This window comes from Streptosporangium sp. NPDC000095, from assembly GCF_042899335.1.
GTDB lineage: Bacteria > Actinomycetota > Actinomycetes > Streptosporangiales > Streptosporangiaceae > Streptosporangium.
Genome location: NZ_JBIAZS010000002.1, coordinates 1 through 14,766 on the forward strand (window position 1 = coordinate 1; position 14,766 = coordinate 14,766).

Below are 14,766 nucleotides of genomic sequence, written 5' to 3' on the forward strand. Positions count from 1 at the left end.
ACCCCGTGCCCGTTGCGTGCCCGTCAGGAGGGGGATCAAGGGGGAATCACGGGTACTCGAAGCGCTCCCCCCGCAGGTCAGCATCCTCCCAGCTCAGCGACCAGATGCGTTAGGGACTTCCCAAGCTGACAGCGCGGGTTCGATTCCCGTCACCCGCTCCAAGACTGAAGGCCCAGGTCAGAGGATAGTTCTCGACCCGGGCCTTGATTGTTTTGTAGGTCGTTCCGATCTTCTCGGGCCATCCACGGGCCATCAGCTCGTGATCAGCCCGCGGGGACCATTGCCCCGGCCATACCGTCCCCCTCCTCGTCCTCTCGCTCTCCGAGCCGCCTGTCGATCGCGTCCGTGATCGCCTTGTCGGCCCCGCGTACGGCGTGCTGGTAGATCATGGCCGCTCGGACGTTGTCGTGCCCCATCCGGGCCATCAGATCCTTGAGCCCCACGCCAGACTCCGCGGCGAGCATGTCGCCCGTGTGGCGAAGGTCGTGGAAGTGCAGGCCAGGCAGCCCCATCTCCTTGACCACATCAACATCTCCTTGACCACATCAACCCGACGGGTACGGGTGTTGAAACCGCTACGGCGCAGCGGGCCGCCTTTCGCTCCCGGGAACATCAACGCGTCGGGTCCGTCCTTGACGTAGATCTTCAGATGATCGCGCAGCGCCGGAACGATCGCCTTAGGGATGCCCACAGTGCGACGGCCGGCCTTGGACTTGGGAGGACCCAGAACGAGCCCGCCCGTCGAACGCTCGATGAAGGTCGCCCGGATGCGAACCGTCCCGGCGTCGAGCTCGACATCCGTACGACGAAGTGCGCTCACCTCTCCCCATCGCAGGCTGGCGAAGGTGGCGAGGAGCACCAGGGCGCGGAACCGTCGATCCTGCGTGCAGTCGGCCCGGCCGTCCATGCCCAACTTCCACAGCGCAATGGGTCGACTGGTTCAACAACCAGCGGCTTCATAGCGCGATCGAAACATTTCCTTCAGCGAGGACGAAGCCATCTACCACGCTCAGCACCCCGACCGGGCGCCGGCAGTCAAGTAACAGAGCAGCTATCGAACCACGTGCGGGCGTACTTGACGTGAAACGGCACGTCGTCGCGGTGGAGGTCGCATTCCTCGATGTGCCGGCGGTCCCTGCTTGCCGTGGTCGTCCGACGCCGCTCCGCCCGTCTGGGTCGCCCTGGGCGGGTGATGCGGCGGGCAGCAGGCGGCCGGCACCGGCGGTAAGAACCCCACGTGACCTGGTAATTCCCGTCCCTATGGTCGCTTTGATGCTTGCGGAGTGCCGACAGGGACGAGACTTTCATCCAGGGCTCGCATAACTTTCGTCGGTTCACGCAAATCACGCAAAAGTTGGGGTGCAGTTGAGGCTATCTTTCGCCAGGAGTGGCGGTTAGTGTCTGCATTCGAGAGCCGGACATTTGTGATATATAGCCCCGTCCCTCCCAGTTCACACCATCCCCCCACATCTCACAGCGAGGTGAACCTTTGTCTGTGCTGCCCTCGTCTCGTCGAAGCGCTCAACCAGGCCTGATCACGCTGGGCCTCGCCGGCGCGCTGACCATCCATTCGGGCTTCGCCTCTCCCGCGAGTGCGGTCGCCCCCGCCCCGAACGGGGCCGTGCCCCACGCGTCCACAGCGACCGGAGTAAGGAGGATCAAGTGAGATTGCGACAGCAAAGGTCGCGCCACCGGCTGATCCGGAAGGGGAGAGGTGTCGCGGGCCTGGCCCTGGGCGCGCTTCTCTCCGTCTCGTTGGCAGCGACACCCTCGCATGCTGCCGACGAGCAGCTCAACGAGGGGCTGGTGCACCACTTCGCCCTCGACGAGACCAGTGGGACGACGCTGGTCAACTCGGGTAGCGCGGGCTCGGCGGCGAACGCCACGCTCGTCAATCCGGAGAAGGCGACCTTGACCGGCAACGGAGTCAGGTTCAACCCCGACTCCTACGCGAGCGCCCTCGACGGTGCGTACGTGGCGCTGCCGAAGGACATCACCGCCGGCATGTCGAACCTCACGGTCGACTATGACGTGTGGATCGACCCGGCGAACGTCGGCGAGCACCAGATGTGGGGCTTCGGCAGGAAGTCCGGCTCGTGCGACGTCGACACCGGCGCCCAGGGCTCCATCTTCGCGTCGAACACCCAGCGGTTCCGCGTCGCGGTGGGCTCGGCGAACCTCCAGCAGAACCGGGTCCGCATGACCGAGGGAGCCTGGACGCACGTCACCTACACCCAGTCCCTGAACGCGAACGGCACGAGCTGGACCGGCACGCTTTACCTCGACGGCGTGCAGCACGCGACGTCAACGAGCCTGACCACGCCGCCGTCGGTGAACGCCGCGGGGACCAACTGTAACTTCCTCGCTCGCTCGCAGACGTCGGGCCACTACTCATTCCGCGGAACGCTCCGGGACTTCCGGGTCTACGACAGGGCAGTGAGCCCCGAAGAGACACTCGCCCTGGCGAAAAAGACCGTCTCCAATGGCGTTAGCGCCGACGCCGCCGCCATCGACCTCGGCCTGACCAGTGCGATCGTACGCGACATCGTTCTGCCCAAAGTGGGCTCCGTGGCGGGCTCGGCCATCACGTGGACGAGTTCGGACCCGTCGGTCGTCGAGGTCTACACCCCGCCGGCCGTCCCCAGCGCACGCAAGGTCGCGGTGACCGGCAAGATCACCCGACCCGCGCAGGGGCAGCCCGACGCGACGGCCACGCTCACGGCGACCGTCCGCAAGGGCGCCCAAGAGGTCACCACACGGGAGATCCCCATTGTGGTGAAGGCCAAGTTCGACGACGCGCAGGCGGTCGACCGTGACGCGTTCGACCTGGCCCTGTACGCCACCGACGACGTGCGCGGAAACATCAACCTTCCGGCCGGCGGCGAGTTCGGATCCACGATCACCTGGAAGTCGACCACCGACCTCGTCACCCCGACGGGTAAGGTGACCCGCCCGGCCTTCGGCCGTGCGGATGTCACCGCCACCCTGACGGCGACCATCACCAAGGGTTCGGCCTCGAAGACGAAGTCGTTCCCGGTGACCATCACCGCGAAGCCCCGTTCCGAGAAGCACGAGCGGTACTTCATGGGGTACTTCAAGGGCGAGGGGATCGCCGACGGCGAGCAGATCATGTTCGCGACGTCCAACGGAAACACCGCTCTGGACTGGACCGGTCTGACCGGGGGCTGGCCGTCGCTCGTCTCCCAGCTGGGCGACCAGGGGCTTCGTGACCCGCACATCGTCCGCTCGCCCGACGGCGACACGTTCTACATGATCGCCACCGACCTGAACTGGTACGACCAGGGCGGATACGCGATCAACGACACCCAGTACATCGAGGTGTTCGAGTCGCACGACCTGGTGAACTGGACTCCTCAGCGGCACGTGAAGGTCGCGCCCGACAACGCGGGCAACGCCTTCGCACCCGAGTCGCTGTGGGTCGAGGAGATCGGCGCCTACGCCGTGTTCTGGGCGCAGTCGCTGTGGAACGACCCCGTGAACCGCACCGGTCAGGGGAACGCGCAGATGTGGTACGCCACGACGCGCGACTTCCAGACGTTCTCCGCTCCCAAGGTCTGGCAGGACCCGGCCCCGCTGTCGCGGATCGACACGACCGCGATCCGGGTCGGTGACCACTACTACCGTGTGACCAAGAACGAGGCCGGCAACCAGGGTTCGGACATCTTCTCGGAGAAGCACACCGACTTCCTGGACAGCAACATCAACAACTGGACGTTGCTCGCTCCGGCTCTGGGGCGCACGACGTGGGTCGCCAACCAGGGGTACGAGGGGCCGGTCATCTTCAAGGCCAACCCCGGTGACACCTCCTGCCCCGGCCAGTTCTACCTCTGGGGTGACCGGTACACCAACGGTGGTGGGTACCAGGCCGCGTGCCACGAGAACATCGAGGCTCCGACCTGGAACGCCAAGCCGCTCACGATGACCAACGCGGGCGTCGTCCGTCCGCGTCACGGCACCGTGATCCCGCTCACCGTCCGTGAGTGGAACGACATCCGCGAGATCCCGAACAGCGACGTCACGACCACCACCAAGGTGGCCGTCGAGCCGTACGCGAGCGGGGCCCAGACGACCACGGCCACCGCCACCGTCGAGGCCGCTGACGGGTTCGAGACCGGCGGTCAGGTGCGGTTCAGCGTCGGCTCGTGGTCGGAGCTCGCCCACCTGAAGGACGGCGCGGCCACGGTCACGCTGCCGGAGGGTCTGCCTGCGGGTACCCGGACGGTCAAGGCCGAGTACCTCGGCTTCGACTATCTGAAGGCGTCGGAAGCTGCGGCGTCGTTCACGGTGCCGGACGCTCCGGAGCTCGCGCTGACCGTGACCGCCACCGCCCGCTGCGTGGGCACCACGGCGTACGTGGCCGTGACCGCGGTCAACGACGCCGCCGTACCGGCGAACGTGACGCTGACCACCCCCTACGGTTCGAAGGCCGTGGCCGACGTCGCCCCAGGCAAGCAGGCCTACCAGTCCTTCAGCACCAGGGCCGGGCAGATCGCCACGGGCAGTGCGACCGTGACGGCGACCGCGACGATCGATGGCCGGCAGGTCACCTCGACCTACAACCCCTCCTACACCGCCATCAACTGCGCCTAACCCGACCGGCCGCGGCGCATTCCCGCTACTGAACCGGGGCCGGTCGCGTACCGGTCGGCCCCATCCCCATAGATCGATGTCGCATGAAGACCCGGTGACCGGAACAATCCACACCGATCACCGGGTCGCGACGATCCTGCGCTGACCTTTATGACTCACGGGGTGATCGGTTTCGGCCGGCGAAGGTTTCGGGCTGATCCTCGTTTACCGGGCGTGAGTTCTTGGAGCAAGGTCGTCCTCCTTGCTCTTACGTTGATATGGCTGCTTGGGACTCCGTACCTGTTCCTGATGGACTGTCAGCCTCCTTTGGCAGCCCTTCCGACAGCAAGCGCGCTGCGTGGTTCTTGACGGCCACGGGCATCGTCATGGTCGGCGCACCCGCGATCGCGGCATTCATCGCATGGGCCACCCGACGAAGGACCGCGACCTGGTTCTTCACCATCGCCGCGTTGCTCTGCGGGGTACTCGTCTCGGCTGTCATGACCATCGGGAACCACGCGAATCCCCCCGCCCAGCCCCGCGACCCTTTGCCCTCCTACCACTGCATCGAGCGCAGCGGCGGAGACAACGACTGCCCCGGCGGATAACCGCGACCGAATCACACGCGGGTCAGGTAAACGGATAGACGTCCTGCAGCTCATGCCGATCCGCCGGCAACAGCACCTCCACCGCCGCCAACGCCTTCCCCGCAGCGTCCCGTACCGCCCCGTACACCACGAGCAGCGGCGCACTCTTAGGCATGCCGAGCTGTTTGGCTTCCTCGGCCGCCGGCATGCGCGCGGTGATCTGCTCCACCACGTGATCGAACCGCACCCCCTTACGGGACTGCAGATGCTCGCGAAGACCCTGCTCTAGTGGTTGTTCTTGGGTCAGCGCGGTGCCTTCGGCAATGTCCAGCGGCACCCAGGTCGACACGACCTCGGTCGGCTCACCGCCTTTGCCGATCACCCGGCGCCGCAGGAACGCTTTACTCCCGGGCGACAGGTCGAGCAGGGCGGCGATCCGGTTGGGTACCGCCACGGCTCCGGCGTGCACCACTTCATCGGGAGAGGCGGTTTCCGGGGCGGTCAGGTAGGCCTGTCCGGGGCGGGGTTGTTCGGCCCCGGCGACGCCGCACGAAGCGGCCCTTGCCCTGCTGTGATTCCACCCAGCCTTGTTCCCGCAGCACCCGAAGCGCCGCCACCACGGTGGGCCGGGAGACACCGAACTCGTTGATCAGCTGGTTCTCGCTGAGCAGCATCGAACCCGGCGGGTAGTCCCCGACCTCGATCCGTCGTTGCTCGGTCAACTTGCGCCGCCGCTCGTCATGATCCACTTGTCGAGGCATGCCCGTTTCTTACCTGTTCGTGCTGCGCTTCGGCGTTGCGGTCTCGGCAATCATCTGATCCCGCCCGTTCTCGGTGTGCAGATAGATCAGCGCGGCCCGCGTGGTCAAGGGCGGCGCTCCGCGCCGCCGTACCCCACGCACTCGCCGACCTCTGCGGCACGACGATCGCCATGCTGTGGCTGGTCTCGCACGGGGTTGGGGCCGATCGCCGAGCCAGTGCTTCGTTCCTAATGACGGTGCGGGCGCGTTCCCCGGTCCACCGATCATCGTGACAGCAGACGCGCTCAACCCAAGGCATACATATGGAAGAGGGATCACAACCTTCCCGGAGCGCGACCAGGTAAGCCGCCATTGTCCCGGCAGCGTCCATTGACGATGTAGGTGCAGCTGCTGGTCGCATCGTCGCACTTGCCATTGACCGTGCGTGTACAGCGCGGCGATCGCTGGGTGGGAGTGTTGTTCGGCCGGTCAGGCTCAATAACGGCCTCGTCACCCATTCCGCCTTTTACCTGTGCCCTGTAGCGGTCCGAGCCAGCGCGATAGAAGGATCCGCCGACAGCCTTCTTACCCACCGCAGGGACATGATCATCATAAGGGATGTGGTACCAGGTGAAGCCGTCGTCCTCGTCATCACATCTGCTGTCAGAGGCACGGATCCGCGTCTCTGCTTTCACGCACACCTCGAACCGGGCCTCGTCGGAGAGGGCGACCTCTGGGCCAACGCCTCCGCGATTACGCGCGAGAGAGGTCACGCTGTAGCCCGGATCTTCAAACGTCCCCCCTTTGGCTTTCCTACCGGTGGCGGGAATTTTCGTTTCCCATGACAAGAAATACCAGGCAAAACCGAGTTCAGCATCATCGCATGGGCGGTAGGCGACGCGGATCCGCGTGCGCTTCTTGACGCAGATCAGAATGGCAGAAAAATCCTCTTCGAGGTCCCCGAGATCCTCCGCATCCGTGACGTCCTCCGGCTCCGCAACCGTCTCCTCCGGAAACGAGGACGTTGAGCGATCGGACATGCAGCCAGCGAGCAGAGCAATGGTGAGGATCACTAGCAGCGGCCGAAGAAGAGTGGGGAACAAATGCCCTCGAATCTCAGGGGGAAATTTTTATGTGATCAACGAGGGGGACCGGCTTCAAGTTCCGGAGCAATGAAACTAGACGTTCTCCGTGCCCGTTGCGTGCCCGCCAGAAGGGTGACTAAGAGGGACTCACAGGGAATCATGGGTACTCGGAGCGCTCCCCCGCAGGTCAGCGTCCTCCCAGTTCAGCGGCCAGGCGTGATAGAGACTTCCCAAGCCGATAGCGCATGAACTGTAGGAACGAAGTTGTCGGACCTCCCTGTCATGATCACCGCGATATGGCCCTCGCGGAAGGCACATGGACAGATGAGCGGTGCGACGGCGGCGACCTACGAATGGCTCTACCGGGAGTTCACCGACGATGAAGACAGCACTTGGCTCTATGCGGGCTTCGTGCAGAGCATGTCTCCCGAAGAAGCCCTGCAACGGATCAACGTCACCCCAGGTACTCCGTGCGAATCCGGATTCGGCGTCGCGGCCTATGCCGCCCGCGGTGGAACCGTCCTGATCGAACACGGCTGGGCGGGGATCATCTTCCACAAGGTTGGACTGCTATCTGCAGGAACAGCAGCAGCTGCGGTATGCGCGACCCTCAATAGCGATGGTTTCGCCTACTGCGTCGACGGCCAGCTGATCACTGCTTTTGGCCTGTACGGCTACTGTTTCCGGGATGGTGGTGACCCTGACCGGCTCCAGGTCGACGTCGGCGACCTCGGCCTGCCTGTCGACGACGAGAAGCCGCAATTCGCCGGCAACCCCGTCTCCAGCGCTCTCGCCCTTGCCGAACGAGCCACCGGTGTCCACCTATCCCGTGCCCGGTACGCCGGTCTCGCTCTAGTCGGATCAACTGATCACCTCGCTCCTTATCGGTGAGGAAACCGCACCTTACGAAGATCCGGAACATGCACGGAATGGTCTCGGCCGGCCTTGACCGGCGGGCCGAAAGAGCCCAGGTCACTACACCACACGACTCATAGAACGCCTTCCACTTTTAATCCGCAGGTTTTGAGTTCGAGCCGTGCTGCAGCGCGGGCAGATTCCGGGCAGCGGAATTCGGATATGACATCGTGGACGGATCAGCCAACGACGCCACTCATGAGCGGCCCTTTGACGATCTCCGGAGTCAGCACCACGCCGGTCAATCGTGCTGCGAGGAGAAGTGCTCCAGACGCGGACGACGGTGCCTCAGCACCTGTTCCGGGTACGTCGTCGGGATCAAGGCCCGCCTGCCTCATCAAGTCGTTGAGTCGATCGGGATCACTTCCGTGCCGCCATTGGGGAATCTTGGGATTGAAGTACGTGACCAACTCCCCGTCCACCGCGTAGACGAAGTCGTCGGATGCGTAGTCGTGCCGCAGCACCGCCACGGTCCCGGCCGAGAGGGCCTGTGCCTTGTCGGCTTCCGTGCACGTCCACCCGCTCTCCTCGATGAGCACAGTCCAGTCGCCCGCTCTTCCCGCAAGCACCGTCTCAGGAAAGAGGGCATCGTCTATCAACTCGTCATAGGTGAGTGGCCGGATGCTCTCCTGGTCGGCACCCAGTCGGCGAAGTGCCTGTACCTCGCTGACTCCACGCACGAAGGTCAGGCACCACAGATCACCCAGCTCGTCGTCTTCGGCCAGCCAGGCAACATCGGCGTAGGTAAACGCCATCCGCAACACCTCATCTGTTGATCGTCGTGCCATTAGCGTGCCGTTAAGAGGGGCAACGAGGGATCAACCGCGGTCACTCACGACCGGCCCGAAGCCTAGGTCAGCCGCACAACAAGGCGTGCTCCATACGATTCCCAAGCTGACAGCGCGGGTTCGATTCCCGTCACCCGATCCATCACTAAGGCCGGTCACAGCACGTCAGGGGTGACTGGAAAGACGTAGTCCACGCCCGGCATGTCATCAAGAGCACTTTTCAGCGTCTCGGCTGCGCTGGGAGCATCAGTCTTGACATAGAGGGCCTCCTGATCGACCGGACCTGAAATGAAACCGCACAGACGGTCAGGGCAGTAGGAGGCGCTGATCTTCGTCGCGAAGGCACTATCCTCGTGATAGATCTTGTCGACATCCACTGCCTGCCGAATTTTCTCGACAATAACCTCTATATCCTTCTTCCCCGCCGCACGAGCTCCTTCCCTTCCAAGCTGGAGAACGGGGGAACTCAGGCCAGTCAACATGACCCGCACGTCCGCCTTGCCCGCCCAGAAATTAACGGGCAACCGCACCAGACCCACGGAAACCGGCGACTTCGCCACCTCCTTCGCGATCTTCGGAATGTCACTCACATCACGAGCGGTTCCCACAAAATGCGCCTGGACGCCGCAGACATTGCGCGTCATCAGCGGCTCTCCCTCCATCTGCACCTTGCTGTAGGCCTTGAGGTTCTCGATCTCCGGCAAGGCGCGAAGGAACTTCTCGACAACTGGCTGGGTCTCCGGCGTTAGCCCTTCCGCCGAGCACTGCAGAACCATGAACCCACGCTGCTCAGGCCAGGGGCCGTCCGGTGGGGGAAGGACACTTTGCGAGCGCATCCCGGAGAACCAGACAGCACCTGCTCCACCGATGGTGAGAAGCACGGCCATGGCCACTACGACTGTCCGCATCCGTAAACGCGGCTCGGATACACCTACACGAGGGATCACTTCAACTGCTGGTTCGTCGTTCGACAGGGACACGTCGATGACCATCCCGTACAGCCGGTTCGTGCGTCAAGATCAGGGCTTGTGACATACCTGCCCCTGGCGGAGCAACACAAAAGACGCCTCCCCCGTACCAAGCAGCCATGATCAACGTTCCAGATGTGAGCTTCCCAAGCTGACAGCGCGAGTTCGATTCCCGTCACCCGCTCCACACTTGTTAGGCCAGGTCAGCCAAGCACTTTTGGTAGAAGCGTGAACGCCGGCACATGCTGAGGTCGGATCAAAGTGAAGTCACGTCGGTCCAGCGTCGCGATCTGAGTAACGTTCAGGCGCTCTGCGATGGCGACCACGGACACGTCAGCCGGGTCGAGTCGGGCATCTCGGTAAGTACGGACGAGCTCTGCCATTCGTCGCACATCGGCTGGCACCAGATCGACCAGTTCGAACTCTTCAACCGCCAGATCAAGAAACCGCGCATGCACGCGAGACCCCATATGCCTGTTAATGGTCCACCCCGCCTCGATCAGGATGGTCGAAAGCAGCAGGAGCGGCCCCTCCAACTCTTCGAGAAGACGCACGCATGAGGCATGGTGCTTGTCATCTCGATCGACAACAGCGATCAAGGGGCCAGTGTCCAGGAGCGTGAAAGTCACGTTGACCGATTGAACCGCTCCGCCAGCAGATCTTCGACCCGTTCCGACAGATCCCCCTCACCGGAGGCACCGATCCCCGCGATCGACAACCGCCGACGCCGAACCGGCTCGTCGGTCTCTTCGTCCACGGTCTCAGCCAACTCCGGATCCGTCTTCACCAGACGCAGCAGACGACGCGCCTGGTCCGGAGAAAGGCGATCGACCAGATGGTGGAGCTCCTCGTGCGCGTGCCCGGCAGTCATACCTCTGAGTCTACGTAAGCGTCTGTGCTCACCCCAGCCCAACCGCCGCATCAACGGTGTCTTGACATCAAGACTTCGTGCCAGATCCGTACCAGAACAGGCGGGGAACCGAGGTCACTCACGAGGACTCACGGTCACTCGACCGCCTTGACCTGCACCCCTGTTTTCCCAGCTCAGAGCGACAAGATCAGTAGATGATTCCCAAGCTGACAGCGCGGGTTCGATTCCCGTCACCCGCTCCAAGAGCGAAGGCCCAGGTCAGAGATGGATTCCCGACCCGGGCCTTAGTCGTTTCCAGGACTGTTCGATCTTCTCGGGCCGTTGGCTCTCGTTGCTCCCACCGCTCCGTCATGCTCGTCATCGCACGCAGCTCAGACCTTGACGACGATGACGCGTCCGCCGCACAGGGCGGCGATGTCCTCCGGGTCGGAGGTGAGAACCGTGACGGGGCCGGGGGCAGCGAGGGCGGTTGCGCTGAGCATCGCATCGATGGCGTACTTGTGCCCGTGCAGGCCGGCGTCAGCCAGAAGTGTGGCGGCGTGGCGAGCGATCGGTTCGGTGACCGGTTCAACGACAAGGCGGGACAGCGACCACTCCAGAGCCGGCCGTTTGATGCGGGGGTGGACCACTTCGACGAGGGTGGCGGCGGAGGTGATAACGCGGAGGTCGTCGGCGCGGGCGAGGGCGAGCCATGTGGTGACCGTGCGGTCACGCAGGACGACTTTGGCCAGTCCCTCGCTGTCGAGGACCAGCGTGCCACCAGGGGTGGCGGGAGAACGGGTCATGCAACGTCCGCCCCACCGCGGACCTGTCCCTGCCGGGCCTGGTTGAGTTGGTCGCGCAGTGCCTGGACTTCATCGTCGGCAATGGGGCCATGCTCGGCCTCGGCGACCTGGATGAGTTCACTGAGGTTGTCGCGCTCGATCTGGCGGGCGACGGCGGCGGCGACGTAGGCAGACAGACCGGAAGGTCCGCTCCGGGACCGTGCGGCCTCCGCGATGTCACGCGGCATGGTGATCGAATACTTGCCGGTAGGCTCACTCATGCTCTCTATCCTACCTTCTATGCTCCTGGCGGGAATGAGCACCAGGTCCGTCTCGCATCCACTTCTCGATCTTGGTTACTCGTCCAGGTCTCTTGGGCGGCGTGGATCACGTGCCAGAACAGGCGGGGAACACCGGTCATCCACAGGGACTCACGGGGAACCACACCTCGTCTACCCGCACACCTGCTTTCCCAGCTCAGAGCGGCAAGATCGGTAGCCGATTCCCAAGCTGACAGCGCGGGTTCGATTCCCGTCACCCGCTCCACACTCAAAGGCCCAGCTCAGAGATGATTCCCGATCTGGGCCCTGTTTTCAGCGTCGTTCGGCTCGACTGCTCCCACTTCGGTGATCTACGGCTCCGGAAATACCCCAGAAGATCAGCTCGCCTCACGCAGGGGTTGGAACTGAACGCTCAGCCGCATCTCCAGAGCCTCCGCGAGCCGCTCCAGCATCGGAATCGTCGGCATCGTCCCGCCTGCCTCGAACCGCGCCACCGCAGGCTGCTTCAACCCAGCGCGCTCGGCCAGCTCACTCTGGGTCAGACCGAGCTGCTCACGGCGCAGCCGTACCGCTTCACCCAGCTCGAACCGGATCCTGGCGGCCTCGTACGCCGCTCCGGCCCCCGGACGGCTCATGATCTCAGCCCGCTTGGCACCCCAGCTCTTGCGCTCACCCATACCGCTCACTCCTCATCCACCGTGTGAGCCTCGGCGATACACCGCTGCATGGCCCGCCACGCCCGCTCGATCTCAGCGGACTCGCGCATCCGCTGCTTGCGGAACACCGTCAGCATGATGATCCGCCGACCCGGTGCGATCCAGTAGGTGATCCGTACCGCCTCCCGGTCGAGGTGGAAACGCAGCTCACGTAACTTGCCGCGGAGCTGACGAGTGTAAGGCTCATCCAGCAGGACACCACGCTCGGCCAGCAGGTCGACATAGAACGCCGCCGTCTCCTGCCCCTCTTGATCAAGCGTGTCGAACCACTCATCGACCTCTGACTCCAGCTCCACCTCTCCCCAATTCATAACACGGACGTTATAGCGACGGCAAGTATCACGTCCTGGAAACACTCCTGTTCTTCCTGTCGAGAAAGGTCCGCACCGGGACGATCCCCAGCACACTCCGCCCCAAGGGCAGTCGTCCGGCTTCCCACGCAACGTTGATCACGTGCCAGATCCGTGCCAGAACAGGCGGGGAACACCGGTTGAGGTTCCCCCTTAGCTCGGACACCGGCGGTGTGTCATCAGGTTCAGTAGGCGCGGCTCCGGCGGACTCCGCCCCGCCATATCTCCACGATTACCGGGGAGCGGCGATGTCCGTGAGCGGGTCGCCCTCCACCAGCACCAGGTCGCCCCGGAGCCCGGGCGCCGCCGCCCCTTTCAGGAGAGATCTCGCAGCCAGGAGGCGATGGCCGCCCCGATTTGATCGGGAGCGTCTTCTTGAACCATGTGGCCACCCGTGATCGTGATGTGTGTCTGATTCGGCCACGACCGGGCGATGGCCCGGTGTGTTTCAAACATCGTTCCTGGAACCGCCTCGATGAACAGCTTGGGAACCGAAGACTTAGCGAGCCATTCCGCATAACGCGTGACGACATCGTGAACATCGCGTGGTTCGCCCGCAACGGGAACCTCGCGCGGCCAGGTCAGCGTCGGTCTGCGTGACTCGCCGGGTTCCGTGTAGGGACGACGGTAGACGGCCATCTCCGCCTCCGACAGCCCTCGCAGCACCTCTGCAGGCAAGACATCATCGACGAAGAAGTTTTGATCGAGGACCATCTCTTCACCCGCAGTGGAGCGGATCGCCTGGAAGAGCGCAATCGCAGGCTCCGGCCAGTCGCTCCACGAGGGGATCGGAGCCACGAACGCCTCCATATAGGCGATACCCCGGAGTGCGGAAGGCTGACGGTACGCCCAATCGAAACCCAGGGCCGAACCCCAGTCCTGCAGCACCATGACCACCCGCTCACGTACGCCGAGAGCCTGAAGGAACGCATCGAGATAGCGGCGATGCTCGACGAAGCGGTATGAGCCCGGCCCGCTGACCGGAAGTTTCGCGGAATCGCCCATCCCGATCAGGTCCGGGGCGATGCAGCGCCCTTTGTCCGCCAGATACGGGATTACATTCCGCCACACGTACGACGAAGTCGGGTTGCCATGAAGAAAGACGATCGGATCACCTTCCCCCTCCTCGACGTATGCCATTTCAAGCCCGTCGATCTCAATACGACGCTTCCGATATCGTTCCTCAGTCGAGATCATGACTCTCCTCATTTCCGCGGGTTCTTGCTTCGGTCGGAGATTCTGCAGCACGACCCGGGTCTTGCCACAAGCCCCCCGGTGCGTCATAGTGTGCGACCGCTGTCAGCCTTGGCCTCGCGAGGACCCGGCGACCTTCGAGGCACTGTTCCAGGCCGCGGCCGGCACGGCCCGCCGCTTCGTGTGGGGCGGTCGGCCCTCGGAGTAGGCTCACGGGCGCACCGTCGAGCGATGGCGACCCCGAGAGGAAGACACCGTCCGTGCATGACTACGACGGCCCGACCTGGGGGCCGCTTCCCGTCCGCCCGGCGGCACTGCGCTGGCTGTTGCTTCTCCCCCTGACCCTGGTGTTCCTGCCGCTGTGGTGGGTGGTGTGGGTCGTCCTCGCGATCTGCTTCCACTGCGTAGCGCCGGTGGCCCAGCTGATCGTCGACATGGTGCCGCGTGCCGAGAACGGCGCGATACGAATGCTGGACGCCACATTGGGCCAGATACCGTTCGTCCCGCTCTGGTGCGTGACCCCGGTGGCGCTGGTGCGGGAGGGCGACACGGCGTACTACCAGGCGCGCGTGGACCGGCGCATCGAGAAGCAGACCCGACGCGTGGAGACCTCCCAGTACCGTCGCGAGTACCACCGCGACCTGGAACTCGGCGCACACTACTTCCGGGGCGCCGGCGCCGGTTACACCCTGCGCGTCGCCTCGGAGCAGGGCTGGAACCTCCACCCGGTGCTGCGCTCGCACCCCCGGCGTCGGCTCCGGCTGCGTCACAACGGCCGGCCACGGCCGGAGCTCAGGTCAGGATGACCTGCCCGCCTTCACCGATCGGCTCTTCGAGCTGGTGAAGTATCGGTTCGGTGTTTCCGCCGAGACGGTGACCCCCGGCGTGGCCACGACATTGTCCAGGCGGCCGGCCTG

17 protein-coding genes are annotated in these 14,766 nt (G+C 64.2%); 3 read left to right on the forward strand and 14 right to left on the reverse strand.

Annotated features, from left to right (window positions below):
• Positions 1 to 263 precede the first annotated feature (263 nt).
• Together ACFY3V_RS05310 and ACFY3V_RS05315 are read right to left on the reverse strand one after the other, a co-directional pair.
• Positions 264 to 512 (reverse strand): tyrosine-type recombinase/integrase, encoded by a 249-nt coding sequence (locus tag ACFY3V_RS05310; protein WP_389771257.1) that lies wholly within the window; start codon positions 510 to 512, stop codon positions 264 to 266.
• On the reverse strand, positions 425 to 907 hold the full coding sequence (locus ACFY3V_RS05315; protein ID WP_389771289.1) for a hypothetical protein: 483 nt from the start codon (positions 905 to 907) through the stop codon (positions 425 to 427). Before ACFY3V_RS05315 ends, ACFY3V_RS05310 begins: the two co-directional genes overlap by 88 nt.
• A gap of 755 nt (positions 908 to 1,662) precedes the next feature.
• On the opposite strand from ACFY3V_RS05315, the gene ACFY3V_RS05320 reads away from it, so the two are divergent.
• Positions 1,663 to 4,611 (forward strand): immunoglobulin-like domain-containing protein, encoded by a 2,949-nt coding sequence (locus ACFY3V_RS05320; protein WP_389770276.1) that lies wholly within the window; start codon positions 1,663 to 1,665, stop codon positions 4,609 to 4,611.
• Positions 4,612 to 5,220: 609 nt separating this feature from the next.
• On the opposite strand, the gene ACFY3V_RS05325 is transcribed toward ACFY3V_RS05320, so the two are convergent.
• The 3 genes from ACFY3V_RS05325 to ACFY3V_RS05335 form a co-directional block, all read right to left on the reverse strand.
• The gene (locus tag ACFY3V_RS05325; protein ID WP_389770280.1) at positions 5,221 to 5,649 is read right to left on the reverse strand and encodes a GntR family transcriptional regulator; all 429 of its coding nucleotides are present in this window, start codon (positions 5,647 to 5,649) and stop codon (positions 5,221 to 5,223) included.
• Position 5,650: 1 nt separating this feature from the next.
• Positions 5,651 to 5,938, reverse strand: a complete 288-nt coding sequence (locus tag ACFY3V_RS05330; RefSeq protein WP_389770283.1) for a winged helix-turn-helix domain-containing protein — start codon at positions 5,936 to 5,938, stop codon at positions 5,651 to 5,653.
• Between the two features lie 314 nt (positions 5,939 to 6,252).
• On the reverse strand, positions 6,253 to 6,990 hold the full coding sequence (locus ACFY3V_RS05335) for a hypothetical protein (RefSeq protein WP_389770286.1): 738 nt from the start codon (positions 6,988 to 6,990) through the stop codon (positions 6,253 to 6,255).
• 336 nt (positions 6,991 to 7,326) lie between these two features.
• On the opposite strand from ACFY3V_RS05335, the gene ACFY3V_RS05340 reads away from it, so the two are divergent.
• Positions 7,327 to 7,893: a DUF6461 domain-containing protein gene (locus ACFY3V_RS05340; RefSeq protein ID WP_389770289.1), complete on the forward strand. Its 567-nt coding sequence runs from the start codon at positions 7,327 to 7,329 to the stop codon at positions 7,891 to 7,893.
• Positions 7,894 to 8,096: 203 nt separating this feature from the next.
• On the opposite strand, the gene ACFY3V_RS05345 is transcribed toward ACFY3V_RS05340, so the two are convergent.
• From ACFY3V_RS05345 to ACFY3V_RS05385, 9 genes are all read right to left on the reverse strand, one after another.
• Positions 8,097 to 8,672: a DUF6461 domain-containing protein gene (locus ACFY3V_RS05345; RefSeq protein ID WP_389770292.1), complete on the reverse strand. Its 576-nt coding sequence runs from the start codon at positions 8,670 to 8,672 to the stop codon at positions 8,097 to 8,099.
• A 188-nt stretch (positions 8,673 to 8,860) separates the two neighbouring features.
• Entirely contained in the window at positions 8,861 to 9,697 is an 837-nt protein-coding gene (locus ACFY3V_RS05350; protein ID WP_389770295.1) for a hypothetical protein, read from the reverse strand.
• Between the two features lie 179 nt (positions 9,698 to 9,876).
• On the reverse strand, positions 9,877 to 10,302 hold the full coding sequence (locus ACFY3V_RS05355) for a type II toxin-antitoxin system VapC family toxin (protein WP_389770299.1): 426 nt from the start codon (positions 10,300 to 10,302) through the stop codon (positions 9,877 to 9,879).
• Positions 10,299 to 10,544: a hypothetical protein gene (locus tag ACFY3V_RS05360; protein WP_089211966.1), complete on the reverse strand. Its 246-nt coding sequence runs from the start codon at positions 10,542 to 10,544 to the stop codon at positions 10,299 to 10,301. Before ACFY3V_RS05360 ends, ACFY3V_RS05355 begins: the two co-directional genes overlap by 4 nt.
• Positions 10,545 to 10,915: 371 nt before the next feature.
• The gene (locus ACFY3V_RS05365) at positions 10,916 to 11,329 is read right to left on the reverse strand and encodes a type II toxin-antitoxin system VapC family toxin (RefSeq protein WP_389770302.1); all 414 of its coding nucleotides are present in this window, start codon (positions 11,327 to 11,329) and stop codon (positions 10,916 to 10,918) included.
• Entirely contained in the window at positions 11,326 to 11,589 is a 264-nt protein-coding gene (locus ACFY3V_RS05370) for a CopG family transcriptional regulator (RefSeq protein ID WP_362896452.1), read from the reverse strand. Before ACFY3V_RS05370 ends, ACFY3V_RS05365 begins: the two co-directional genes overlap by 4 nt.
• A gap of 377 nt (positions 11,590 to 11,966) precedes the next feature.
• Positions 11,967 to 12,266 (reverse strand): helix-turn-helix transcriptional regulator, encoded by a 300-nt coding sequence (locus ACFY3V_RS05375; RefSeq protein WP_343976147.1) that lies wholly within the window; start codon positions 12,264 to 12,266, stop codon positions 11,967 to 11,969.
• Between the two features lie 5 nt (positions 12,267 to 12,271).
• Positions 12,272 to 12,601 carry a type II toxin-antitoxin system RelE/ParE family toxin gene (locus ACFY3V_RS05380; protein WP_389770307.1) on the reverse strand — a complete coding sequence of 110 codons (330 nt, stop codon included), beginning with the start codon at positions 12,599 to 12,601 and terminating at the stop codon, positions 12,272 to 12,274.
• Between the two features lie 369 nt (positions 12,602 to 12,970).
• The gene (locus ACFY3V_RS05385) at positions 12,971 to 13,852 is read right to left on the reverse strand and encodes a haloalkane dehalogenase (protein ID WP_389770310.1); all 882 of its coding nucleotides are present in this window, start codon (positions 13,850 to 13,852) and stop codon (positions 12,971 to 12,973) included.
• A 257-nt stretch (positions 13,853 to 14,109) separates the two neighbouring features.
• Here ACFY3V_RS05385 and ACFY3V_RS05390 point away from each other — a divergent pair, with 257 nt between their 5' ends.
• The gene (locus ACFY3V_RS05390; protein ID WP_362896458.1) at positions 14,110 to 14,655 is read left to right on the forward strand and encodes a hypothetical protein; all 546 of its coding nucleotides are present in this window, start codon (positions 14,110 to 14,112) and stop codon (positions 14,653 to 14,655) included.
• The last annotated feature ends 111 nt before the right edge of the window (positions 14,656 to 14,766 follow it).

Excerpts from the sequence above, each read along its gene's own strand:
- ACFY3V_RS05385 (WP_389770310.1), bottom strand. The coding sequence starts at position 13,852 with ATGATCTCGACTGAGGAACGATATCGGAAGCGTCGTATTGAGATCGAC.
- ACFY3V_RS05360 (WP_089211966.1), bottom strand. The coding sequence starts at position 10,544 with ATGACTGCCGGGCACGCGCACGAGGAGCTCCACCATCTGGTCGATCGC.
- ACFY3V_RS05365 (WP_389770302.1), bottom strand. The coding sequence starts at position 11,329 with ATGACCCGTTCTCCCGCCACCCCTGGTGGCACGCTGGTCCTCGACAGC.
- ACFY3V_RS05345 (WP_389770292.1), bottom strand. The coding sequence starts at position 8,672 with ATGGCGTTTACCTACGCCGATGTTGCCTGGCTGGCCGAAGACGACGAG.
- ACFY3V_RS05350 (WP_389770295.1), bottom strand. The coding sequence starts at position 9,697 with ATGGTCATCGACGTGTCCCTGTCGAACGACGAACCAGCAGTTGAAGTG.
- ACFY3V_RS05310 (WP_389771257.1), bottom strand. The coding sequence starts at position 512 with ATGGGGCTGCCTGGCCTGCACTTCCACGACCTTCGCCACACGGGCGAC.
- ACFY3V_RS05375 (WP_343976147.1), bottom strand. The coding sequence starts at position 12,266 with ATGGGTGAGCGCAAGAGCTGGGGTGCCAAGCGGGCTGAGATCATGAGC.
- ACFY3V_RS05330 (WP_389770283.1), bottom strand. The coding sequence starts at position 5,938 with ATGCCTCGACAAGTGGATCATGACGAGCGGCGGCGCAAGTTGACCGAG.
- ACFY3V_RS05315 (WP_389771289.1), bottom strand. The coding sequence starts at position 907 with ATGGACGGCCGGGCCGACTGCACGCAGGATCGACGGTTCCGCGCCCTG.
- ACFY3V_RS05370 (WP_362896452.1), bottom strand. The coding sequence starts at position 11,589 with ATGAGTGAGCCTACCGGCAAGTATTCGATCACCATGCCGCGTGACATC.
- ACFY3V_RS05340 (WP_389770289.1), top strand. The coding sequence starts at position 7,327 with ATGAGCGGTGCGACGGCGGCGACCTACGAATGGCTCTACCGGGAGTTC.